This window comes from Flavobacterium sp. (genome assembly GCF_031409475.1).
In the GTDB taxonomy this organism is placed as follows: domain Bacteria; phylum Bacteroidota; class Bacteroidia; order Flavobacteriales; family Flavobacteriaceae; genus Flavobacterium.
The window spans coordinates 1-24,218 of sequence record NZ_JANNXH010000023.1 but is presented as its reverse complement, the minus strand read 5'-3'; the positions used below and the strand labels follow the sequence as shown (position 1 = coordinate 24,218).

Here is a 24,218-nt window from a genome sequence, read left to right as displayed (position 1 = left end):
TATATAAATTATATATATGAAAAATACTATTGCTATTATTGTAATTAAAATTGACAGAAAACTTAAAATTTTTTTTCCTAAATATTCATTTTTATCAGTCAGTGCATTATAATCTTTTCTGATATAATGTGAGTTATCATAAACTCTAAAAAAATTAAAAAGTGCATCTAAATAATCCATTCTTTATTTTATGAGATTCTTCCTTCGTCAGAATGACAAGTTTGTAAAAGAAACTGCCAACTGCAACTGAAATCTGAATATTAATTAACTAATCACTCTTATAGTATTCTTAACTTCTTCTGCAATTTTTCTAGCTTGCGTCATGTCTTCATTTACAATAGTTACATGTCCCATTTTTCTGAACGGACGCGTTTCTTTTTTTCCATAGATATGAGGCGTTACTCCGTCAATCGCCATGATTTTTTCGATGTTTTCGTAAATAACTGGTCCAGAAAAATTTTCTTCGCCAACCAAATTTACCATAATTCCAGCTACTTTGCTATCGCAATTTCCTAAAGGAAGATTTAAAATCGCTCGCAAATGATTTTCAAATTGCGAGGTGTAACTAGCTTCGATGGTGTGATGTCCTGAGTTGTGTGGTCTTGGCGCAACTTCGTTTATTAAAATCTCATCGTTTTGTGTTTGAAACATTTCTACAGCTAGTAACCCAACATGGTTGAAATGTTCTGAAACTTTCAATGCAATTTCTTTTGCTTTTTGTGCCACTTTGTCATCAATTCTTGCAGGACAAATTACGTATTCTACCTGATTTGCTTCTGGGTGAAACTCCATTTCTACAACTGGATAGGGTTGCACTTCGCCTGAAACGTTTCGTACCACAATTACTGCTAATTCGTTTTTGAATGCAATCATTTCTTCGGCGATGCATTCTACGTTGGATAAATTTTCTAAATCTGAAGCTGTTCTTACTACTTTTACGCCGTTTCCATCGTAACCAAATTCAGTACATTTCCAAACAAATGGCATTTCGACTGCGCTCGATGTGACAGCAAATTTCAGTTCTGTTAAATCATTAAATCTTTTAAATCCTGAAGTAGGAATATTATTTTGAATATAGAACTCTTTCTGAATGCCTTTATTTTGAATGAGTTTTAAGGTTTTTGGGGACGGATAAACTTTTAAACCTTCGGATTCCAATTTTTCTAATGCATCAAGGTTTACTAGTTCTATTTCGAAAGTTAAAACATCAACTTGTTTCCCAAAATTATAAACAGTTTCAAAATCCATTAAACTTCCTTGAAAAAATTTATTGCAAGCAATTTTGCATGGCGCATCCTTACTAGGATCAAGAACATAAGTTTGTATGTCAAATTTTCTAGTTTCTGCAAGAAGCATTTTACCTAGTTGTCCGCCACCGAGAATTCCTAATTTGAAATCGGAAGAAAAATAATTCATTGATTTATATTATCTGTTGTTTGTTTGCTATCAGGCATATTCATGCAAAGATACTTTATAATCATTTAAAAGGAAAATGCTTTTTAATTAACTTCAATTTGCCTCGGTTCTATTTTTATAAGTTAGCCATTATTGCGCTATTTTTTTATGATTAAGGTCTAAAACAACAAGTCATTTTAGTTAAATACAGTTTTTTTAAACGTATAGAATTCAGTATATTTGCAAATTATTTTTAAATCTAAAAAATGATACAATTACACGATAAACAATTTGTTCCTTTTATTTCAGCACAAGAAATAGACTTTGCTGTTGCTAAAATAGCTGGACTTGTTCATGATGATTTTGCAGATGAAACACCCATTTTTGTTGGTGTTTTGAATGGTGCTTTTATGGTAGTTTCAGACTTCATGAAATATTATAAATCACCTTGCGAAGTAACTTTTATTAAAATGGCTTCTTATGAAGGAACTTCTTCTAGTAATGAAGTAAAGCAACTTATAGGTTTAAACCAAGATTTAACGGGAAAAACTGTTATTATTCTAGAAGATATTGTAGACACGGGAAATACTTTGGTGGCATTAAAAGAATTATTTAAAAAGCAAAATGTAAAACATTTTAAAATCGCAACACTCTTTTTTAAACCTGAAGCCTACAAGCAAAACATCAAAATTGACTATGTAGGAATTAGAATACCTGATAAATTTATTGTTGGTTATGGTCTGGATTACAATGGTTTAGGAAGAAATTTACCTGAAATATATCAATTGAATGATTAAAGTATAAAGGTTAAAAGTTATTTGTACAATACACGTAACTCCTAACTCGAAAAGAAATAACGCAAAACACTTAACTTTACAAAATGATTAATATTGTTTTATTTGGAAAGCCTGGAGCAGGAAAAGGAACTCAAGCAGAATTTTTAAAATCAAAATACAATCTTACCCATCTTTCGACTGGAGATATTTTTAGATTTAATATCAAAAATGAAACCGATTTAGGCAAATTAGCCAAAAGCTATATGGACAAAGGAGACTTGGTTCCAGATGAAGTTACTATAAAAATGTTGGAAGATACAGTAGATAAAAATCCAGATACGAAAGGTTTTTTGTTTGATGGTTTTCCTAGAACCTTGGCTCAAGCTGTAGCTTTGGATGCATTTTTGGCAACCAAAAATTGGCTAATTACAGCAACAATTGGATTAGATGCTGATGATGAAATTTTAATACAACGCTTGCTCGAAAGAGGAAAAACTAGCGGACGAGTTGACGATCAAGACGAAGATAAAATCAGGAATCGATATCAAGAATACAACGAAAAAACAGCTCCTCTTATGGAGTATTACATTTCACAAAATAAATATTGTCCAGTAAATGGGATTGGTTCTATTGCCGAAATTACGGAGCGTTTAAGTGCCGTAATTGAAAGTTTATAAGCAGAACATACGTTTTCTAATTAATTATGGAAATTTTAATAATATTATTTTTAATCATACTAAATGGTATTTTTTCTATGTCTGAAATCGCCTTGATTTCAGCACGGAAAAACAGATTAGAAAGTGCCGCAAAAAAAGGAAATAAGAATGCCCAAATTGCATTAGATTTAGCAAACGCTCCTAATAAATTTTTATCAACAGTTCAAATTGGCATTACACTCATTGGAATTCTAACCGGTATTTATAGCGGTGATAAAATAACTAAGGATGTTGAAGCTTTTGTTGTTGGATTTGAAATGCTAAAACCTTTTGCACATTCAATAGCTGTTGGAATTGTAGTGGTGGTTTTGACTTTTTTCTCTTTGGTTTTAGGAGAGTTATTGCCTAAACGAATTGGTTTGAATCATCCAGAATCAATTGCAAAAGCGGTCGCTCTACCCATGAAAATAATTTCGATTATTACGGCACCTTTTATTTGGCTATTAACACATTCGACAGATTTTTTATTGAATGTTTTACAAATAAAACCAACAGCGGACGGTAAAGTAACCGAAGAAGAAATCAAAGCCATTATAAAAGAAGGTACCGAAGGCGGGGAAGTTCAAGAAATTGAACAAGATATTGTGGAGCGTGTTTTTCATATTGGCGATAGAAAAATAAATTCGTTAATGACTCATAGAAAATCAGTGGTTTTATTGCCATTGCATTCAAATAAAAGTCAGGTTAAGGAATTTATGCTCAAAGAGCTGCATTCTATTTATCCTGTTTACGAAGAAAATCACGATGATATAGTGGGAGTCGTGAATTTGAAAAGCATTTTTGCCAATATAGACAAAGAAGATTTCAATTTGCCGGATATTATGACCGACGCACCATTTATGATGGAACAAACTACAGCATATAAAGCTTTGGAACAATTTAAAAAATCAGGGATTCATTATGCTTTTGTTTCTGATGAGTACGGTGTTTTTCAAGGAGTAATTACTTTAAATGATATTTTAGAAGCCTTAGTAGGAGATGCCTCAGATTTTAATAAAGAAGAATTTCAGTTAATAGAAAGAGAAGATGGGAGTTGGCTTGTTGACGGACATTATTCATTGCATGATTTTTTAACTTATTTCGATTTAGACGAGTTAACTAATGACTACGAAGTTACTACAGTAAGTGGATTAATAATGACAGAACTCTCTCATATTCCAAAACAGGGAGAGAAATTAATTTGGCAAAAATTCGAGTTGGAAGTCATAGATATGGATGGCGTGAAGATTGATAAAGTGATGGTGAAAACCGTAAAATAATAGTGTTCAGTATTTAGTATCCAGCAAACACACTGACCACTAAAAACAGATGGCAGTTTGCAGATTTCAGTTTTTTTTGGAATCTAAAATCTAAAATCTAAAATCTAAAATTAAAATGACAGAAGGAAATTTTGTAGATTATGTAAAAATATATGTTTCTTCTGGAAAAGGAGGAAAAGGTTCTACACATTTACATAGAGAAAAATTTATCGAAAAAGGTGGCCCAGATGGTGGTGATGGAGGTCGTGGTGGACACGTATATTTGGTTGGAAACAAAGGACTTTGGACATTATTTCACTTAAAATTTGCTCGTCATATCAAAGCAGGTAATGGTGGAGACGGAAGTGGAGATCGAAGTACTGGTGCTGATGGCGATGATAAATACATCGAAGTGCCGTTAGGAACTGTAGTCAAAGACAAAGAAACAGGAGAAACCTTATTCGAAATTACCCAAGAAGGCGAGAAACAAATTCTATCCCGAGGTGGAAAAGGTGGTTTAGGAAACTGGCATTTTAGAAGCTCAACTAATCAAACACCAAGATATTCTCAGCCCGGTTTGCCGGGTATAGAAATGGATGTTATTCTAGAATTGAAAGTATTGGCCGATGTCGGTTTGGTCGGTTTTCCAAATGCAGGAAAATCAACTTTATTATCGGTTTTGACTTCTGCTAAACCAAAAATTGCCGATTATCCGTTTACCACATTAAAACCTAATCTAGGAATCGTGGCATACCGTGATTTTCAATCGTTTGTAATCGCCGATATTCCCGGAATTATCGAAGGTGCAGCCGAAGGAAAAGGTCTTGGTCATTATTTTTTAAGACATATCGAAAGAAATTCAACTTTACTTTTCTTAGTTCCTGTTGATACGCCAGATATCAAAGCCGAATATGATATTTTAGTAAACGAATTGACAAAATACAATCCTGAAATGTTGGATAAAGAACGTTTGTTAGTAATATCAAAATGCGATATGCTAGACGATGAACTCAAAACGGAGTTAAAAGTGGAACTCGATGTTGCTTTTGCAGCTGTTCCCTATATGTTTATTTCATCTGTAGCTCAACAAGGGTTGACGGAATTGAAAGACAAACTTTGGAAAATGTTAAATGATTAAATGTTGAAAATCTATATTGAAGGGTTCTTTTTCTAAAGAGCCTTTTTTTGTTTTATTAATTGTCTTTTCTACGGAAATGACAAACTAAATCTTATAAAACAAAAAAATTATTGGTGATAAGTATCAAACAAATACTGCAAGGTTTCTGGGATGTTATTGGCTTTCATTTTTGGATAAATTATAGTTGAATTTAACCAATTTTCTATAATTAAATCGAAATCATCGCCCACTTCATAAACCACGGGAACTCCCAATTTTTTTAAAGCCGCAACGTTGCATTCTTGTTCGTAATGACCTCGAATAGGAATGCTTAGTATTTTTTTCTCGAGATATAAAGCCTCAGCAGGAGTTTCGAATCCTCCACCTGTAATAATTCCGTGGCAACTAATTAAGCTTTCGTTAAAAAGCATTTGATTTACGGGATAATAAGTAATATTTCCCTCGCTGTATTTAAAAGCGATATCATTCAAGAACCAATGAAATTTCAAATCCGAAAGTTTGTTAAACGCTTTTTCTAAACAATCTTTTTGGAACGAAGGCAAATAAACTGTGATATGTTTTAAGTCTTTAGATTCAGCCTGAACTATTTCATCTTTAATAATTGGAGGACGAATAAAGGAATCGTATTTTTCAAAATGTAACCCTATGTGTTTGGGCGAAGGTGCGTAATGTTTAAGAATCATTTCGCCCATTATGCTCTTTTTTTCTGGTCTTGGAGTATTTTTAGAAATAAAACTAGCTTGATGTCCAAACTGTACCGAGTGTACTTTTTGCACTCTACAAGCCAACGATGTAATAGAATCAAAATCGTTTATGACGACATCATACTTTTTTAAGGGCAATGATTTAGCATCTTTATACATTTGAATTGGTTGAATATTCTTGACAATTCCCCAATAATCTAATCCACCACATTTACTGTAATGCAAACTGCAACCGTCACTTTTGAATTTTACGGGCAAGTCAATATTTAAACTTGCATTATTGCCGCTCAAAAAGAAATCTACAGAACCAAATTTTTGTAGATAAGGAAACAATTGAATAGCTCTACTAATGTGTCCATTGCCAGTAGCTTGAATTGCATAAAATATCTTCATATATTTCTAACAATTTACTACAAAAGAGTTTCTCTCGCAGAGTTTATATTTGCAAAAATAGTCTAGCAATGTTATGTCAATGTGTTTTTAGTATGAATTCATTTGTCATTTTTTAGAGTGTTTATTTCATAATAAAAAGTATTAGAGGCTTATTGTTCAGAATAATTTTATGTTAAACCTTTTGAAATGTTACAGGAAAGCAATTATAAATTTCCCTATTTTTGATGAATGAAAAAAATAGTAGTGCTCTTTTTATTATTTCCCAAACTATTTCTTGCGCAATCAGATTTTGAAATAGGCGAGAAGCTCTTTCGAGATGAAAAATTTGATCAAGCACAATTGTTTTTTGAGGATTTTTCTAGAAAGAATCCGTCTAATTTGAAAGCGATTGAATATTTAGGAGATATCGCTGGGCACAACAAATCTTGGGATAAAGCTATTGTTTATTATAAAAAGTTAAAAGTGTCGAAACCAACTGAGGCTAATTATCATTACAAATATGGCGGAGCAGTAGGTATGAAAGCTAAACAAGTAAATAAGTTCAAAGCATTAGGAATGATTGGTGATGTCAGAGGATCTTTCGAAAAAGCAATTATATTAAACCCAAAACATATCGAAGCACGTTGGGCTTTGGTTTTTTTATACATTCAATTGCCAGCAATAGTTGGTGGAAGTGAATCTAAAGCCTTAAAATATTCAAATGAATTATTGAAATTATCACCCATAGATGGCTATTTATCAAAAGGACAAATTGACGAATATTTTAAACGATATAACTTGGCTGAACAACAATATAAAAAAGCAATTGAAGCTGGAAGTTTTAAAACAGGTACGCAAATGCTAGCAAATTTGTACAAAAACAAAATGAATAATCCAGAAAAGGCAAAATCAGTTTTAGAGGAATATAAAAACAAAAAAGGGTAACTATATAATATAATAATGAGAACACATTTCATAGCAATAGGCGGAAGTGCCATGCACAATCTAGCTTTAGCATTACATAACAAAGGATATCAAGTTACTGGAAGTGATGATGCCATTTTTGAACCTTCAAAATCCCGTTTGGACAAAAAGGGGATTTTACCAGTTGCATTAGGTTGGTTTCCAGAGAAAGTTACTTCGGATGTCCAAGCCGTAATTCTAGGAATGCACGCCAAAGCCGATAATCCGGAGTTACTAAAAGCACAAGAATTAGGCTTAAAAATATATTCTTATCCAGAGTTTTTATACGAGCAATCTAAAAACAAAACACGAGTAGTTATTGGTGGTTCACACGGAAAAACAACCATTACATCAATGATTTTGCACGTCATGCATTACCACAATATTACTGTAGATTATATGGTTGGCGCTCAGCTTGAAGGTTTTGATACCATGGTTCATCTCACCGAAGAAAACGATTTTATCGTTCTTGAAGGCGATGAATATTTGTCTTCGCCAATAGACAGAAGACCTAAATTCCATTTATATCAGCCTAATATTGCGCTGATTTCTGGAATAGCTTGGGATCATATTAATGTGTTTCCAACCTATGAAAATTATGTAGAGCAGTTTGAAATTTTTATTGCTAAAATCACCAACGGAGGAATTCTAGTATACAACCAAGATGATTCCGAAGTACAACGTGTTGCTGAAGCGGCAATAAATCCAATTCGAAAACTAGCTTATCACACACCAAATTATAAAGTTGAAAATGGCATTACTTTATTAGAAACGCCAGAAGGCGATATGCCAATTGAAGTTTTTGGGGCGCATAATTTAAATAATCTGGCTGGAGCCAAATGGATTTGCCAAAACATGGGCGTTGATGAAGCTGATTTTTATGAAGCCATTGCCAGTTTCAAAGGTGCGTCAAAACGATTGGAAAAAATTGCAGAAAGTAGAACCAAAGTGGCTTACAAAGATTTCGCACATTCGCCAAGTAAAGTTACTGCCACTACAAAAGCCGTGAAAGAACAATATCCAAATAGAACTTTAGTCGCTTGTTTAGAATTACACACTTACAGTAGTTTGAATGCTGAATTCTTGAAAGAATATGAAGGAGCACTTGAATACGCTGACGTGGCAGTAGTTTTTTATTCACCAGATGCGGTTAAAATTAAGCAACTCGAAGAGGTTACTTATGAACAAATTGCCAGTGCTTTTAACAGAAAAGATTTGATTATTTATACCAATCCAGCGGAATTCAAAACATTTTTATTCAATCAAAATCTGGAGAATTCAGCTTTGTTATTGATGAGTTCCGGTAATTATGGCGGATTAAATTTTGATGAGGTAAAAGAATTAGTACAATAAATAGTTCTTTAAAAAACAGGTATGAATAACCAAATAACAATTACCAAAACAACCAGCGAAAATCCTGATTTCATCAATTTGATTGCAGTATTTGACGCTTATTTATGGGCAAAATATCCTGAATTAAAAACGAATTATTGGGGGAATAACATCCTAGAAATAAACCCTAATGTCATAATTGTTTATCTCGATGAAAAGCCTGTTGCTTGCGCTTGTTTCAAAAAATATAATAAAAACACTATTGAGATTAAACGAATGTTTGTTTCACCAGAAGCACGAGGTTTGGGTTTAGCACAAAGGATATTGCAGGAATTAGAGCTTTGGGCAAGTGAATTAGGATATTCCTATTCGGTTTTAGAAACGTTGCAAAATCAAACTGCAGCTATAGCATTGTATCAAAAAGCAGGTTATGCTATTGTTGATAATTACGAACCGTATGTAGGTTTAGAAATGAGTGTTTGTATGAGGAAGAAAATTTAGTCTTCATACTTAAAATGACCAACTATTTGATAATTAAATAAACAATCCTCCAGTACTTGACCGTTTCCAACGTTATGAACAATCATAGGTCGCTTTCCGTCTGGGCTTTTTTTGTTAGTTACTATTCCAATATGAGGTAATTTATGATCAATCATCCAAGTTACTAGTTCACCTGTTTTGTAATCTTTTGAGTCTCTGGTAACAGTTAATTTTTCTCCTTTTCGAGTAAAAAAGACTTCCAAGTTTGGAACTCTTCGATGGTCAATATTAGTATCTGTTTTTTTCAATCCCCATTTTTTTAAATTAGGATATTTCGAATAATTTTTTACCATATCTTCATGAACTTCTTTTTGTAAATCAACACCTAATTTTCGATAGGAACGAATAACAACATCTGTGCATACACCTTTATTTTTCGAAACATCTCCATTTGGATATTTTATTGAAATATAGGATGGATCGTAAATGATAGAATTGTCTATTATAGAAATTGCAGCATCAGAAAGTTTTTCTGAAAATGTTTTTTCGACAACAGTAAACGAAAAAAAAATGATAGTGGTTACTAAAAGATAAAAAGGTTTCATTACATTAGTTTTTTTAAATAACGGCAAAATTTCTCTTATATTTCAACTGAATATTATTAAATGGAGCAAGATAATTTCCCGATAACGAATTGGCACGAAGACGACAAACCTCGCGAGAAATTAATGCTCAAAGGCAAGAATGTTTTGAGTGATGCGGAGTTGATTGCGATTCTCATTGGTTCTGGGAGTAGAAATGAATCGGCGGTAGGATTAAGCAAAAGAATTTTGGCAAGTGTTGACAACAATTTGAATATGCTAGGAAAATTATCTATTTCACAATTGATGACTTTTAAGGGAATAGGTGAGGCAAAGGCAATTTCGATACTTGCTGCCATGGAACTAGGAAGACGGAGAAGGTCAGAAGATGCGGTTGAACTCCAAAAAATAAATTCTAGCAAAGCAGTTTTCGAGATTATGCAACCTATAATTGGGGAACTGCCACACGAAGAATTTTGGGTTTTGTATTTGAATAATTCCAATAAGGTGATTTATAAATCACAAATTAGCAAAGGCGGAATTACCGGAACAGTTGCAGACACCAGAATTATTTTCAAAATAGCTTTAGAACAAAACGCGGTTGGATTAATTTTAACACACAATCATCCATCAGGAAATTTAAAACCAAGCGATGCCGATATTCAAATTACCAAAAAATTAAAAATTGCCGCAAACCAATTAGAGCTTAATATTCTTGACCATATAATTATAACCGAAGCGAGTTATTATAGCTTTGCAGACGAAGGAATTTTTTAAAAATGAAAACAACAAACATAACTATAACCGACGTTTTTTTTGATTTAGATCACACGCTTTGGGATTTCGAAAAAAATTCGGCTTTGGCATTTGAAACCGTTTTAAAAAAACACAACATACCAGTAAACATTCCGGATTTTATAGCGGTTTATGTACCTATAAATTTAGAATATTGGAACAAATACCGAAAAGATGAAATCTCCCAAATTGAACTACGATTTGGTAGATTAAAAGATACTTTTGATGCAATAAATCATCGAATTGATGATGCTACAATTGTACTTTTGTCAGAAGAATACATTCATTATTTGCCAAAATTCAATCACTTATTCGATGGTGCAATCGAAATTTTAGACTACTTGAAACCTAAATATAAGTTGCATATTATAACTAATGGATTTGCCGAAATTCAGGATAACAAACTGAATAACTCTTACATTACGCCGTATTTCATGACAATTACAAATTCAGAAATGGCTGGAGTTAAGAAACCCAACCCGCTTATTTTCGAACATGCTTTGGCTAAGGCCAAAACCAAAAAAGAAAATAGTATTATGATAGGAGATTGTATTGAAGCCGATGTACAAGGTGCTATAAACGCTGGGATTGATGCTATTTTTTTTAATGAAAATAATTCAAAAGTGGCCAATGATATTAAACAAATTACCCATTTATTAGAACTTAAAAAATACTTATAAACATGAAAAAACTATTCTTACTCATACTTTTGTTTATTGTTAGTCCTATTTTTTCACAAACCGTAAACGATTATAAAGCGGTAATTATTTCTAGGCAATTTGATTTTCAAAAAAGTGAAAATCAATACAGACTTCAGACCATTACTAAATTGAATTTACAAAAAGCTGGTTTTCAATCTTTTTATTCAGGAGAACCAGCTGCAACTGAATTTAATAATAAATGTGAACTTTTAAATGTTGATGTCAAAGAGGAAAAAGCTTTTTTAGTAACAAAGCTCTTTATTGTATTTAAGGATTGTAACGGTATTATTATATACAAATCTGCTGTTGGTAAAAGCAAAGAAAAAGAATTTCAAAGTGCTTATTCAGGTGCGTTAAATGATGCATTTAAATCAGTTTATGCTTTGAATTATAAATACAATACTACTAGCTTTACTACAAAGCAAGTTGTAATTCCAGAGCGTATAGTAGTTTTTGAAACCCCAATTCCAGTAATTCCTATTTCTCCTGAAGCCATAAAAGTTGTCGATACGGAAGTTGTTGAGGCTGTAATTTTAGAAAACACAAATCTAAATTTGCTTTATGCTCAACCAACAGCATATGGATATCAATTGATTAATAACGAGCCAAAAGTGATTATGAAAGTGTATAAAACATCAAATTTAGAAAGTTATATAGCTACAAAAGGAAGTTTACATGGTGTCTTAATTTCAAAAGACAAACAATGGTTTTTCGAATATTATCAAATGGATCAATTAATCTCTGAAAAGATAAATGTGAAGTTTTAGGTACAGATTTCAAATCATGAAGATTTAGCATCTTATTTTAGCTCTAAAAAATATCGCAACACTAATAACCATACTTACTTTTCCATCTGTTTTTCAAAAATTCTCTAGTACTATTTTCTCTAGAATTATTTCCAGGATTATAAAGAAGTGTTTCTGAAATAGCCTCAGGAAGGAACTCTTGCTCGGCAAAGTTATTAGCAAAGTCATGAGAATATTTATACTGGTCACCATAACCTAGTTCTTTCATTAATTTTGTTGGTGCATTTCGCAAATGAATAGGAACGGTTAAATCTCCGGTTTGTTTGACCAACTGTTGTGCTGAGCTAATGGCTAAATACGAAGCATTACTTTTGGGCGAAGTCGCTAAATAAATGGCGCATTGGCTCAAAATAATTCTACTTTCAGGATAACCAATGGTTGCTACAGCTTGAAAAGTATTATTAGCCATAATAAATGCCGTTGGATTTGCATTTCCAATATCTTCACTCGATAAAATAAGCATTCTCCTGGCAATAAATTTTACATCTTCGCCGCCTTCAATCATTCTTGCTAGCCAATAAACCGCTCCGTTTGGATCGCTACCCCGAATCGATTTTATAAATGCCGAAACAATATCGTAATGTTGCTCGCCTGTTTTGTCATATAAAACGGTGTTTTGTTGTACGAGTTGTAAAACTTTTTTATTTGTAATCAAAATTACGTCTTCACCAGAGGCATTTACGACCAATTCAAATATATTTAATAGTTTGCGTCCATCGCCACCTGAAAGGCGCAATAAAGCTTCGTTTTCTACTATTTGTATATTTTTTGATGCTAAATAGGAGTCCGTTTTTATTGCACGATTTAATAAAGTTTCTAAATCTACTTTAGAAAATGCATTCAAAACATACACCTGACATCGAGACAGTAGTGCAGGAATCACTTCAAAACTTGGGTTTTCTGTCGTAGCTCCAATGAGTGTTATCCATCCTTTTTCTACAGCTGCTAATAGTGAATCCTGTTGCGATTTGCTAAAACGATGAATTTCGTCGATAAATAGAATTGGGTTTTTGGCAGTAAAAAGTCCGCCGCTTTGTTTCGCTTTTTCGATTACATCTCGAATGTCTTTTACGCCTGAATTGATAGCGCTTAAAATATAAAACGGTCGCTTGGATTCTTGTGCAATAATTTGTGCCAAAGTTGTTTTGCCCGTTCCTGGTGGACCCCAAAAAATAAGCGAAGGAATAATTCCTTTTGCAATTTGCTGTGTCAAAGCACCAGTTGGTCCAACTAAATGCGATTGACTCACATAGTCGTCTAATTTTTGTGGTCGTATGCGTTCAGCTAGAGGTGTTTCCAAAGTGATTTTAGATTTAAACATTCAAATTTATGATTTTGAAATTATAAATATGCCAAATTATATTAAACTTATTCAGTCTAAAATCTATTTTCTTGTATCTTTTTTCTAAATATGACAAAATAGCATTAAATTAGTTTTGGATTCATTCTTGAATAATATAAACTCTAAAATTTCTCCATGAACGACAACCATTTCAAATATACCAATTCAGTTATAGGGCTTCCACTTTTTTTTGTTTGGGTGTTGTGGTTTGTTTATTGGCTACAAATTAAATTTGATTTTGATTTTGTTGAAAACGGAATTTTACCAAGATCTTTCTCTGGTTTACAAGGTGTTATTTTCAGTCCATTCCTACACGCTGATGCGCAGCATTTGTATAACAATTCAATTCCATTATTGATTTTGTTAGCTGCTTTACGTTATTTTTATTCTAATCTTTCTTGTGCTGTTATTGGGTATGGAATTTTAATTTCGGGATTAATTACTTGGGTTATAGGCAGTGATAATTATCATATTGGAGCCAGTAGTTTGATTTATGTTTTGGTTAGTTTTATTTTTTTTAAAGGAATCCAAACTCGATACTATCGCTTGGTAGCCTTGTCGCTTGCCGTAGTTGTTGTTTATGGAGGATTGGTTTGGTATGTTTTTCCAAATCCTAATTCTTTAATAGACGACAAAATCTCGTGGGAAGGACATTTAGCAGGATTAATCACAGGTTTTGTGCTTTCACTTCTTTACAAAACACCCGAATTTAAAAAAGTTATTAAGTATGACTGGGAACAACCAGATTTTAACTCGCAAGACGACAAGTTTATGCAACGGTTTGATGAAAACGGAAATTTTGTCAATATTTCAAAAGTAGAACCTGATGTAGAACCTGAATCTTATTTTTATTCTAGTTTGCCGGTAGATTACACTATCGTTCATACTATAAAAAATGAATCAAAACCAAAGTCTTAATTCATATTTTATAATTTCTTAAATTTTAAATCTTTAATCTACAATCAGTAATCAGCAATCTAACTTCTTTGTCTTACCGCTTCATATAAAAAAGCACCACTAGCTACAGAAACATTGAGTGAACCAATTGTTCCAAACATAGGTAGTTTCGCTTTTTCATCTACAATTTTAAGTACCGAGGGATTGATTCCTCTATCTTCAGAACCCATAATAATAGCAACAGCTTCCTTCAAATTTATATCATAAATATTTTGATCAGTTTTTTCTGTAGCAGCAACAGTTTTTATTCCTGAGCCTTGCAGATAGAAAATAGCATCTTTGATGTGTTCTACTTTACAAATAGGTACATTAAACACAGCACCGGCTGATGTTTTTACGGTATCACCATTCACTGGGGCAGAACCCGCTTTTTGGACAATAATTCCGTTTACACCTGTACATTCTGCAGTTCTGATGATGGCGCCAAAATTGCGTGCATCAGAGATTTGGTCTAAAATTAAGAACAAAGGTTTTTTTCCTGATTCAACGGTAGCATCTACTAAATGTTCTAAGTCTATGAAGCCTATTGGAGAAATAGAGGCTACAGCGCCTTGATGATTGTTGGGAGTTAATCGATTCAATTTTTCGACAGGAACATAAGAGAAATTCACATTGGCACGTTTCATCACTTTCATTAAATCTTTCATCAATTCGCCGGATATTTCTTTTTGTATAAATACCTTATCAACTTCCTTTCCTGATTGTATGGCCTCAATTATGGCTCGTATTCCGAATATTAAATGCTCTTTTTCCATGTGGCAAAGGTATAAAAAAAAACCACCACTTATTAGGTGGTGGTTTTTATGATTTGTTTTAAAATTTAACTTCCAGCTTTCACTAAAGTAAATCCTTGTTTTGTAGCGTTATAACCACCACTAAAATCTAAACTTAAGTTGATGTCACCAGTACATGTTCCTACAGACCCTGTTCCTCTTACAGTTGTAGGAGGAACTCCATAGTCAAATGGTTCATTTGAAAGTACAGTTGCTCCACCAGTTGCAGGATTGATAGTAACTGCCATCCAACTCGTTCCAGGGTTGTTGATGTATATATTATTAGTGCTTCTAATTCTAAAAGTATAAAGCCCATCAGCTGCATTATATTGTACTGGAACTATTTCTCCAGGATTATAATCCGCCCAAGCATCAGTAACTACTTTATAGTTCCCAGAAAAGCTTGATGCATTTGCTAGCGGACAAAAGAATTGTACAGAATATTGATACGGAGATCTAAAATAAGACCCTCCAGTAATTGTAGGAGAACCATCCGACAACGTAAATTTTCTACCGTCAGTTAGAATTAATTCTAATCGAATTCTCATTTTATCTGAAGCGGTGTATTGCCCTGTTGTTAAACCCAGTGCAGTCAATACTTCAGCCAATGAAGCGGTTACATCACCTCGCAGATATCCATCGTTAGGTCCTGCAACAAATGTTGATGCTGCGTAACTTTTAAGGAACTTCTCCGTTTTGTTTACACCACCAGTAGTTTGACGAGCATATAACTTTACTTCTGCTAACAAAGAGCCATTTGCGGCATCTTGATGTTCTAAAGTAACAGACCATTTTGCAGATGGATCAAAAAAGTTAAAAGTAGCTTGATTTACTTTTATAGTTCTTAATATAGCACCAGCAGTGACGTCCGATTGAATTTTGCTCGATACACTTTCGTCGCTTGAGCAAGAATTCAAGAAAATAAAGCATAATGCTATTACGCTTAATCTTATTTTGTTTATAAATGTTTTCATTTTTATTTATTTTTTAGTTAGCTACTGGAGAAGCATTCGTGTTCCAAAAAACAGGAACAGATTGATTTGCTTTTTGATTTATGTTCACATTCGTATCTACAGCTGCAGATGGATAATATAAAGATCTAATGTAACCTCCAGGACTTGCAGATCTATTTGGCTGTAAGCTTGTAGGATAACCCGTTCTTCTATAAAAATTATAGGCTTCTACTCCGTTACCATAGTCAGCTATTAAACTTTGTACACCAAAAATATTCCATTTCCCTACAGTATCAGCATCATCCCAACTTGAACTTATAAAATTGATATAAGTAGTAATTCTTGTAGCAGTAGGAACTCTAGGCGAAGCTGGATCAAATGCTGGATCTTTAGGTCCAAATGACATTACTTTTGCAATAGATTTATTGATTCCATTTATCATTTCTGTTTTTGCAAGTGTTGGGTTATTTTGTACCAACGCTACTTCTGCTTTCATTAAATCAACCCATGAAGCCAATAATATTGGTGTAATACCTTTTCCTGAAGCTCCTGCAGTTGCAGAAATATTTGCAAAATTACTATTATCAAATTTTCCACCTGCTGGATATACTCCCCAAGTTGTTTTTAAGAAACCGTCTGGTGGAGTTCCGTCTGAATCTCCATGATCTCTACCCCAATAACCACTTGGTAAGCTACAAAACGTAAATCCTCCTGCTACATAGTGAGCTGGCGCAATTGATAATGAACATTTTAATGTTTGCTCATCTGGAGCAACTTCTTGACCTGGTACTGCATTACGTTGTCTGTAGAAGAAATATCTAATACGTGGGTCAGTTGTTGTGAACATCGTATTCATTAACCAGTTTGAACAATAATCACCAGCTCCAGTTGCAGTGTAATTCAAACCATAGCGTGGGTGACGATTGTCAGGATTTGAAGCACTTGTTCCACCCCAATTGTACACTAAATCATCTGCTGTAGCAGTAATATAATTTCCTGAGGCTACAATTGCATTAAATTTAGTAATAGCAGTAGCATCTACTAACCTTGTTTGCAAATACAATTTCATTTTTAATGTATTAGCTGCTTTAATCCATTTAGTAAAGTTATTTCCATAAAACAATTCTGTTTTAGGATTTGTAGCTGCTGTAGATGGGCTTGAAAAATTTGTAATTGATTTATCAAGTAACACTATTGCCGCTGCATAAACAGAAGCTCCAGTATCGACTTTTGGGTTCAAATTTTCCACTCCAAGATTGGCTTCAGAATAAGGAATATCCCCATAAAAATCGACCATAGCCGTCATAGTGTATGCTTCAATAAACTGAGCAATCGCTATGTGTTTATTTCTTCCTGATACTGTTGCTAGTTTTGTCATTGCAATACTATTAGCACGTATACCTGCATAAAAATTCGTCCATTCATCATCAGAATCAGTATCACCATAAGCAGAAGCATAACTTTGTGCATTAGTATTTGCTAAAGCAACTAATCTAGTTAATTCCATTCCGAATAATGACAAACCATCTCCATTAGTTGAACCACCTGATCCCCAGTTGTCTCCTGCGCTGTAATCAGCATCTCCTTCAAGTTGTCTAACAAAATCTTCTTCAATTCCATTGAATAAGAAATCAACGTCAGCTTTGTCTGGAGTAAGTGCAAAAGGATTGTTAGATTTATCTAATTCAATCGTCTCACAAGACGTAAAAAATAATAAGCCAATAATTGCTATCAACTTTGTATATAATTTATTTTTTTTCATTTTTTTAATTTTTAATTGTTAAAATGTTGCTTTTACAGAAAAGCCATATCTTCTGGAACTAGGACCATTGAGGTAGTCAAATCCAGATCCATTTCCTACACCTGTACCAGAAGTGTTTGGGTCAAAATTCGCTCCTTTAGGTGTATTTATCGCTCTGTAATATAAGTTATTCCCTGACAATTTAAATGAAACAGAACTAAAAGCTGTTTTGTCTAAAAATTTAGAAGGGATTGAATACCCGAAAGAGGCTTCTTGCAATCTAATTGTTGTAGCATCATAAATTTGCAATTCACTTGGTCCAAACAAGACGTTCGTAAAGAAATAATCCGAGTTGTTAATTTGAACATTATTAGGTTGACCTGCTTGATTTACACCCGGCAAAATGAAGGTTCTTTCTCTATCTAATGTTTCAGTTATTAAACCTCTACCTAATAGAGTGGAAATTGTACTAGAGTAGATATCACCACCGTGAGTATAACCAATTAAACAACCTAGACTAAAGTTTCTGTAAGAAATAGTATTTCCAACATTCATAATCCAATCAGGATTTGCATCGCCAATAATTTTATTCACTGGATCTTGTATGTAATTTCCATTACCGTCTACAACTAATTCTCCGTTTGCATCTCTTAAAATAGCACTACCATATATAGACGATAATGATTCTCCAACAATTGCTGCGTTACCAAGATTTGAAAATCCACTATAAATAACTCTATCCGTATCGAGACCTAAATCTTTTACAATAGCTTCGTTTTTAGTGAAATTAAGATTCATATCCCAATTAAGACCTGTACCAGAATTTTTAACAATTGTTGCGGTCGCATCTAACTCAATCCCTTTTGCTTCTATTTTACCAATATTAGTTAAAGTTTGGGTATATCCTGTTGCAGGATCTAAAGGTCTGTTCACAATTAAGTCTTTAGTAACACGGTTGAATAAAGACAATTCAAAACCAAATCTATTTTTAAAGAATTTAGTTTCAACACCTACTTCATACTCTGTTAATAATTCTGGTTTTAAACCTGAATTACCAAGTGTTTGTCCCACAGCATTTGTAATAATATTTTGTCCAGCACCATCTTGATTGTCTCTAACATCTAAAGTAAGAATGTCTGAAACAGGATAGCTTCCAAAATTTCCAAAATTTGCAGAGGTTCCTATACCAGCTCTTAATTTCAAATAGTTCAATCCATTATCGGACATGATGCTACTAAAAGCAGCTGTTGGAATAAATGCAACACTTGCACTAGGATAAAATTGTGAATTATTTCCAGAAGCAAAATTAGAAACCCAATCCTTTCTTCCTGATAATGTCAAAAATAAGTAAGAGCTATAATCAAATTCAGCTTGAGTATATAAACCTACTATGTTTAAATCAGCAAAAGCTTCAATAGGAGTTGATTTTGAAAAATTATAATGTCTTTTTACTCCAAATATTTGTTGACCATCACTGGCTACACCATTTCTTGAGTAAGTTTCATTTCTGGTAGTTGCACCAATATTGAAATTTACATCTAGTTTGTTTGCTAAATTATACTTACCGTTTAAAACAACGTTATGATCCCAAATAGTATTGGTATTAGTCCATGTTTCGTAAAAACCACTTGCAGTTCTTGCATCACCACTGTTTCCATTTACACCACCTCTATTCTGATATCTCAAGTTACTTTCGGTATAATTATCTATACCTGCACGATATTGAAGGTTTAAGTGAGAGTTAATATCATACGTTACAACAGCATTTCCAAAAACTCTATCGGTATTTTGTTCAAAACCAGAATTGTTCAACGTCCAAAGTGGGTGTTGAATACTATTATTTTGTCTGTAGTAAGTACTTCCACCAGTAGCTGGATTAGAATATGGTAATGCAAAAATATCAATACTTCTAGGGGTAAACCATAAATCACCAAATATAGATGAACCAGTACCAGTTGCACCATTTCCTTGACTCAAAGCAACCGGAGGTGAGGTGAAGTTTGTTTTTGATAAGTTTAAAGTTCCAGAAACTGTAAATTTATTAGAAAACTTACCTCTACCACCAATAGATAAAGTGTTTCTTAAAACACTATTTCCTGGAGTAAAACCTTGATCATCATTATGTCCATAATTTACATTGTATCCAAAATCTCCATCAGCAGATTGTCCAGCGAAATTCACAGATGTGTTTGAGATAACTCCTTTTCGGAAAAAATCTTTAACGCTAGTTTGTGCTTTCCACTCGTATCTTTTTCCTGCAAATTCTGGAAAAGCTGCTGCAAAATTACTTGTTGAATAGGGATGAGGTAAAGTTCCGTTAGCATCAAATGCTGCGCTGTTTCCCCAACCTGTAGTGCCTGACTTTTCGAATTTTGGTCCCCAGTTACTAAAGAACCAGCCAAAAGCTTGATCAAAACCATTACCATATTTATTTTGATAATCTGGCAAAGATGCTATTTCATTAATAAACAATGAAGTAGATACTGTTATGTCGCTACCTTTTCCGCCTTTTTTCTTAGAACCTGTTTTGGTAGTAATTAATATTACACCATTTCTACCTGCAGAACCATATAAAGTAGCTGCGGCAAGTCCTTTAAGAACACTCACATTCTCGATGTTGTTTGGATCTAAATCCAAAAATCGGCTCGATCCGTTATTTCCATTTATAAAACTTCCTTCTGCGTTGGTGTCTGAACTGAACGGTACACCATCAACAATGAATAAGGCTTGGTTGCTTGAGCTAAAACTAGATAATCCTCTAATTACGACACTTGTACCAGAACCAGACAAGCCACTTTGTGAAATGATGTTCACACCTGAAGCTTTTCCGCTTAGTACACGTGCAATATCTGAACTTTCACGTTGTTCTAAATCTTTGGCTTTTACTTCGCTTACTGCGTAGCCTAATTTCTTTTTTTCTTTTCTAATACCTTGTGATGTTACAACAACTTCCTCAAGTGCTTGAGCTGCGTCTTGTAATTTCACATTGATACTGCCCGAACTAGCTGTAACTTCTTGGGTTTTCATCCCAATAAAGCTAAACACTAATACTTGACTAGATGTTGCTTTGATCGAAAATTTTCCGTCAAAATCTGTTTGAGCTCCGGTCTTAGTTCCTTTTACTAATACACTCACGCCAGGTAAAGGCAATCCTGCATTATCAGAAACAACACCCGAAACAGTTCTTTCTTGCGCAAAGGTAATTTGCGCCATTAGTACTACTAAAAGCACTAAAAATCCATTAAACTTTAGTTTCATTTTTAATTATTTTGAATTAGTAAAACAAAAATCTTAATAATTTGTTAACTTTCCTAATGATTCATAAAGTTTTTTATGCATGCATTCAAAATTTAACATTATAACAAATTGTAGCAATACTGTTATTTATTTTTATTTCTTGGTTTTTTGCACTGCCATTTGCAATAGATAATTTAAGAACCCCGTTTTTTGTTTGTACACCTATTCCTATGCCTAGACCTAACAGGTTGCTTTTGCTATTAACACTTTTATCCTGATAATAAGCATAATCTATTATAGAGTGTAGGTATAAACTTGGCAAAATTATGTAGCGATATTCTGTAAGTATTGAAGAAATAAAATGTGCTTGTAAACTATTTTCGGCAAAGCCTCGAATAGAATTTAGGCCTCCAAAACGGTATAATTCATTAATAATATAAGTGCCACTTTCTAAATAATAATTCTGACTATTTAAATTAATACAGTTTTTTCTATTCAAATAGAAGTTGTGCATCACATTGATATTGATGAAAGTCTGGTTACTTGTCTCTAATGTTTCTTCAAACCCGTTTGTTGTTCTTTTGCCTGTTCCTAGTGTAAGCGAAAGACTCGTTTTTTTCGGAAAAGTCGAATTTTTGTAATCGAATTTCGAGTATTCTAAATTTGAAGTTAGGAACGAATTTTTGTAATCGCTAATGGTGCTATTATTTGTATTTTGGATATCGCTGGATTCAGTAGATTGATATCCTAAATAAATCCGTGTGTTGTAATCTACAAAATAGCCCAAATCAATTGATGTTTTAGTGTTTTGAAAGACGCTGTCTTGCTTGAAGATGAAAATTTGTGCTTTCAATCCAAAAGGACTTTTAAATAAATAAGGTAAATCGATACCAGCTTTGAATGTTTTTTGATTGTTTCCATCGCTTTTCCAATTAAGCGAAAACTGTTCTCCAGCTTTTAGGGCATTTTCTAATGTTAAATCTAAATAGCCGTTAAAAACTAATTTGTTATTTTCGTTATTGGTAAAGCCAATGAATCCATCAAAAGTATTGGACTTTCTCTTTTCTAAGTACACATAAACTTTGGTGGTATCTTTCGTGAATAATATCTCGGGATATTTTATTTGGTTTACAAAACCAAATTTATCAAAATCATCGTGAATCTTGCGAACGATATCTTGATTGAAAGAGTTTTTATTATATTTTCGATTCATTTGTTTTATATGCCCTTCAGGGAATTTATTGTTTTCACTAAACTTCACCACAATTGCATTTAATTGTCGTTTTTGTCCCGATTCAAATTGTAATTCTGCATGCAGCGAATTGTTTTTCTTTTGGATATTAATCAATTTAAGTTTGGCGAGCGCGAATCCGTTTTGTTCTAATTTTTGTAAAGTATTATTTAAAAAAGACTCTATTTCAGGGTATAGAAGTATTAAAGTGTCTTTTGTTTTATCCAGTGATATTAAATCTTTTATTTCTGAATTTCTACCTATATATACACGAATCGATTTTACTCTTTCTCCCAAGCTGAATTTCGCTGAATAACTAGAATCGTTTTCTCTAATATTTTCAATGAGTTGGTTCTCAATATATCCTTTTTTCACTAGTTTTTCGGAGGTCAAATTTATCTCGTCGGTTATGGATTTGACATTTAGGTGTTTTGGGATATAATTAATTGAATCAATAATTTTATTTTCAGAAATTGAACTGCCAGTTAATTTCAAATGAAAATTCTGGGCAGTACAATTCAATCCAAAGGTATACAGCAAAAGGGTTAGAATTAGAGTTTTCAAGTAGCGTTAAATTTCAATAAAAGTAATGTAAATAGGTATGGTTTTTATGCTATTAATTAGATTAAACAATTCTAACGAAATTGCGGTAAAACTATTGTTTTATTTCAATAAAAAATTGTTCTAAGGTATATTCTGTATAGTGTTAAAGTACAAATATTTACTTCTTGTAAAAATTAATTAATTATGGTTTGTTTAGAAAAAAATAATTACTACATTTGCAACCCCGTAAAAAGCGGGAAATTTAATATATAAGTAATTTTTAGTATTAATTATGCCAACAATTCAACAATTAGTAAGAACAGGAAGAACTCAAATAACTAAGAAGAGTAAATCGGTTGCTTTAGATTCTTGTCCTCAAAGAAGAGGGGTTTGTACGCGTGTTTACACTACCACACCAAAAAAACCAAACTCTGCAATGCGTAAAGTAGCGCGTGTACGTTTGACTAATGGTAATGAAGTAAATGCCTACATACCCGGTGAAGGACACAATCTACAAGAGCACTCGATAGTATTAGTTAGGGGTGGAAGGGTAAAAGATTTGCCAGGAGTTAGATACCACATCGTTCGTGGTGCGCTTGATACATCAGGTGTAGCAGGAAGAACGCAAAGAAGATCTAAATACGGAGCAAAACGCCCAAAAGAAGCAAAAAAGTAATTTAAAAATTATTCATATTTAGGTAGAGACACGATTAATCGCGTCTGTAGCAGAAAATTATGTTTTCTGATATCTAATACGGATAAAAAAATTAAAAAGAAAAAATGAGAAAAAGAGCGGCAAAAAAAAGACCACTTTTACCAGATCCAAGGTTTAACGACCAATTGGTAACACGTTTTGTAAACAACTTAATGTGGGACGGTAAGAAATCAACAGCTTTCAAAGTATTTTATGATGCAATTGACATTATAGAAACTAAGAAGCAAGATGCAGAAAAACCATCATTAGAAATCTGGAAAGATGCATTAACAAACGTTATGCCTCACGTAGAAGTACGTAGTCGTAGAGTAGGTGGAGCTACATTCCAAATTCCAATGCAAATTCGTCCAGACAGAAAAATTTCTATGGCAATGAAGTGGTTAATACTTTATTCCAGAAGAAGGAATGAGAAATCTATGGCTCAAAGACTAGCGTCAGAATGTTTAGCTGCGGCTAAAGAAGAAGGTGCTGCTGTCAAAAAGAGAATGGATACTCATAAAATGGCTGAAGCAAATAAAGCATTCTCACATTTTAGATTTTAATTAAGAAGAAATGGCTAGAGATTTAAAATACACAAGAAATATTGGGATTGCTGCTCATATTGATGCTGGTAAAACAACAACAACGGAGCGTATATTATTCTATACCGGAAAGTCGCATAAAATAGGTGAAGTGCATGATGGTGCTGCAACTATGGACTGGATGGCACAAGAGCAAGAAAGAGGTATT

Annotated in this window: 23 protein-coding genes; 14 read left to right on the top strand and 9 right to left on the bottom strand. The window is 33.2% G+C overall.

Annotated elements, in window-relative coordinates; all coding sequences use genetic code 11:
• Positions 1-264: 264 nt before the first annotated feature.
• Positions 265-1,416, bottom strand: coding sequence for a 5-(carboxyamino)imidazole ribonucleotide synthase (locus RMO53_RS04535; RefSeq protein WP_310378442.1), 1,152 nt, complete (start codon positions 1,414-1,416; stop codon positions 265-267).
• 245 nt (positions 1,417-1,661) lie between these two features.
• Between RMO53_RS04535 and hpt the strand changes: the two genes are divergently transcribed.
• From hpt to obgE, 4 genes are all read left to right on the top strand, one after another.
• A complete protein-coding gene (gene hpt, locus RMO53_RS04530) occupies positions 1,662-2,192 on the top strand; it encodes a hypoxanthine phosphoribosyltransferase (RefSeq protein ID WP_310378440.1) in 531 nt (176 codons plus the stop codon).
• Between the two features lie 83 nt (positions 2,193-2,275).
• Positions 2,276-2,848, top strand: a complete 573-nt coding sequence (locus tag RMO53_RS04525; RefSeq protein ID WP_310378439.1) for an adenylate kinase — start codon at positions 2,276-2,278, stop codon at positions 2,846-2,848.
• A gap of 77 nt (positions 2,849-2,925) precedes the next feature.
• A complete protein-coding gene (locus tag RMO53_RS04520) occupies positions 2,926-4,146 on the top strand; it encodes a hemolysin family protein (RefSeq protein ID WP_409024824.1) in 1,221 nt (406 codons plus the stop codon).
• Between the two features lie 115 nt (positions 4,147-4,261).
• Positions 4,262-5,263: a GTPase ObgE gene (gene obgE / locus RMO53_RS04515; protein WP_310378436.1), complete on the top strand. Its 1,002-nt coding sequence runs from the start codon at positions 4,262-4,264 to the stop codon at positions 5,261-5,263.
• Between the two features lie 107 nt (positions 5,264-5,370).
• Here the strand turns inward: obgE and RMO53_RS04510 are convergent, their stop codons facing one another.
• Positions 5,371-6,360, bottom strand: coding sequence for a glycosyltransferase family protein (locus RMO53_RS04510; protein WP_310378433.1), 990 nt, complete (start codon positions 6,358-6,360; stop codon positions 5,371-5,373).
• A gap of 228 nt (positions 6,361-6,588) precedes the next feature.
• Between RMO53_RS04510 and RMO53_RS04505 the strand changes: the two genes are divergently transcribed.
• The 3 genes from RMO53_RS04505 to RMO53_RS04495 are packed head-to-tail and all read left to right on the top strand — an operon-like array spanning position 6,589 to position 9,135.
• Positions 6,589-7,284, top strand: a complete 696-nt coding sequence (locus RMO53_RS04505) for a hypothetical protein (protein WP_310378431.1) — start codon at positions 6,589-6,591, stop codon at positions 7,282-7,284.
• A 15-nt stretch (positions 7,285-7,299) separates the two neighbouring features.
• Positions 7,300-8,655, top strand: a complete 1,356-nt coding sequence (gene murC, locus RMO53_RS04500) for a Mur ligase family protein (RefSeq protein WP_310378429.1) — start codon at positions 7,300-7,302, stop codon at positions 8,653-8,655.
• A gap of 21 nt (positions 8,656-8,676) precedes the next feature.
• Positions 8,677-9,135, top strand: coding sequence for a GNAT family N-acetyltransferase (locus tag RMO53_RS04495; RefSeq protein ID WP_310378427.1), 459 nt, complete (start codon positions 8,677-8,679; stop codon positions 9,133-9,135).
• Here the strand turns inward: RMO53_RS04495 and RMO53_RS04490 are convergent.
• Positions 9,132-9,719: a DUF1287 domain-containing protein gene (locus tag RMO53_RS04490; protein WP_310378425.1), complete on the bottom strand. Its 588-nt coding sequence runs from the start codon at positions 9,717-9,719 to the stop codon at positions 9,132-9,134. The two genes, RMO53_RS04495 and RMO53_RS04490, sit on opposite strands and share 4 nt — an antisense overlap.
• 60 nt (positions 9,720-9,779) lie before the next feature.
• On the opposite strand from RMO53_RS04490, the gene radC reads away from it, so the two are divergent.
• Genes radC through RMO53_RS04475 form a run of 3 tightly spaced genes read left to right on the top strand, consistent with a single transcriptional unit; the run spans position 9,780 to position 11,958 of the window.
• Positions 9,780-10,472, top strand: coding sequence for a RadC family protein (radC, locus tag RMO53_RS04485; protein WP_310378423.1), 693 nt, complete (start codon positions 9,780-9,782; stop codon positions 10,470-10,472).
• A gap of 2 nt (positions 10,473-10,474) precedes the next feature.
• Complete coding sequence (locus RMO53_RS04480; protein WP_310378421.1) at positions 10,475-11,170, top strand: YjjG family noncanonical pyrimidine nucleotidase; 696 nt, start codon at positions 10,475-10,477, stop codon at positions 11,168-11,170.
• 2 nt (positions 11,171-11,172) lie between these two features.
• On the top strand, positions 11,173-11,958 hold the full coding sequence (locus RMO53_RS04475; protein WP_310378419.1) for a hypothetical protein: 786 nt from the start codon (positions 11,173-11,175) through the stop codon (positions 11,956-11,958).
• Between the two features lie 61 nt (positions 11,959-12,019).
• Here RMO53_RS04475 and RMO53_RS04470 read toward each other — a convergent pair whose 3' ends face one another.
• Complete coding sequence (locus RMO53_RS04470) at positions 12,020-13,297, bottom strand: replication-associated recombination protein A (RefSeq protein ID WP_310378544.1); 1,278 nt, start codon at positions 13,295-13,297, stop codon at positions 12,020-12,022.
• Positions 13,298-13,474: 177 nt separating this feature from the next.
• Here RMO53_RS04470 and RMO53_RS04465 point away from each other — a divergent pair, with 177 nt between their 5' ends.
• Entirely contained in the window at positions 13,475-14,257 is a 783-nt protein-coding gene (locus tag RMO53_RS04465; protein WP_310378417.1) for a rhomboid family intramembrane serine protease, read from the top strand.
• 59 nt (positions 14,258-14,316) lie between these two features.
• Here the strand turns inward: RMO53_RS04465 and rlmB are convergent, their stop codons facing one another.
• From rlmB to RMO53_RS04440, 5 genes are all read right to left on the bottom strand, one after another.
• The gene (rlmB, locus tag RMO53_RS04460) at positions 14,317-15,051 is read right to left on the bottom strand and encodes a 23S rRNA (guanosine(2251)-2'-O)-methyltransferase RlmB (protein ID WP_310378416.1); all 735 of its coding nucleotides are present in this window, start codon (positions 15,049-15,051) and stop codon (positions 14,317-14,319) included.
• 65 nt (positions 15,052-15,116) lie between these two features.
• Positions 15,117-16,043 (bottom strand): hypothetical protein, encoded by a 927-nt coding sequence (locus RMO53_RS04455; RefSeq protein ID WP_310378415.1) that lies wholly within the window; start codon positions 16,041-16,043, stop codon positions 15,117-15,119.
• Positions 16,044-16,056: 13 nt separating this feature from the next.
• Complete coding sequence (locus RMO53_RS04450) at positions 16,057-17,784, bottom strand: SusD/RagB family nutrient-binding outer membrane lipoprotein (protein ID WP_310378413.1); 1,728 nt, start codon at positions 17,782-17,784, stop codon at positions 16,057-16,059.
• Positions 17,785-17,802: 18 nt separating this feature from the next.
• Positions 17,803-21,021, bottom strand: coding sequence for a SusC/RagA family TonB-linked outer membrane protein (locus tag RMO53_RS04445; RefSeq protein WP_310378410.1), 3,219 nt, complete (start codon positions 21,019-21,021; stop codon positions 17,803-17,805).
• 85 nt (positions 21,022-21,106) lie between these two features.
• Positions 21,107-22,795 carry a hypothetical protein gene (locus tag RMO53_RS04440; RefSeq protein ID WP_310378408.1) on the bottom strand — a complete coding sequence of 563 codons (1,689 nt, stop codon included), beginning with the start codon at positions 22,793-22,795 and terminating at the stop codon, positions 21,107-21,109.
• A 271-nt stretch (positions 22,796-23,066) separates the two neighbouring features.
• On the opposite strand from RMO53_RS04440, the gene rpsL reads away from it, so the two are divergent.
• The 3 genes from rpsL to RMO53_RS04425 all read left to right on the top strand — a co-directional run.
• Complete coding sequence (gene rpsL, locus RMO53_RS04435) at positions 23,067-23,450, top strand: 30S ribosomal protein S12 (protein WP_007136570.1); 384 nt, start codon at positions 23,067-23,069, stop codon at positions 23,448-23,450.
• Positions 23,451-23,554: 104 nt separating this feature from the next.
• On the top strand, positions 23,555-24,031 hold the full coding sequence (gene rpsG, locus RMO53_RS04430; protein ID WP_143391055.1) for a 30S ribosomal protein S7: 477 nt from the start codon (positions 23,555-23,557) through the stop codon (positions 24,029-24,031).
• 10 nt (positions 24,032-24,041) lie between these two features.
• Positions 24,042-24,218: GTP-binding protein (locus RMO53_RS04425; RefSeq protein WP_310378543.1), on the top strand; the 177-nt coding region annotated here is incomplete at its 3' end.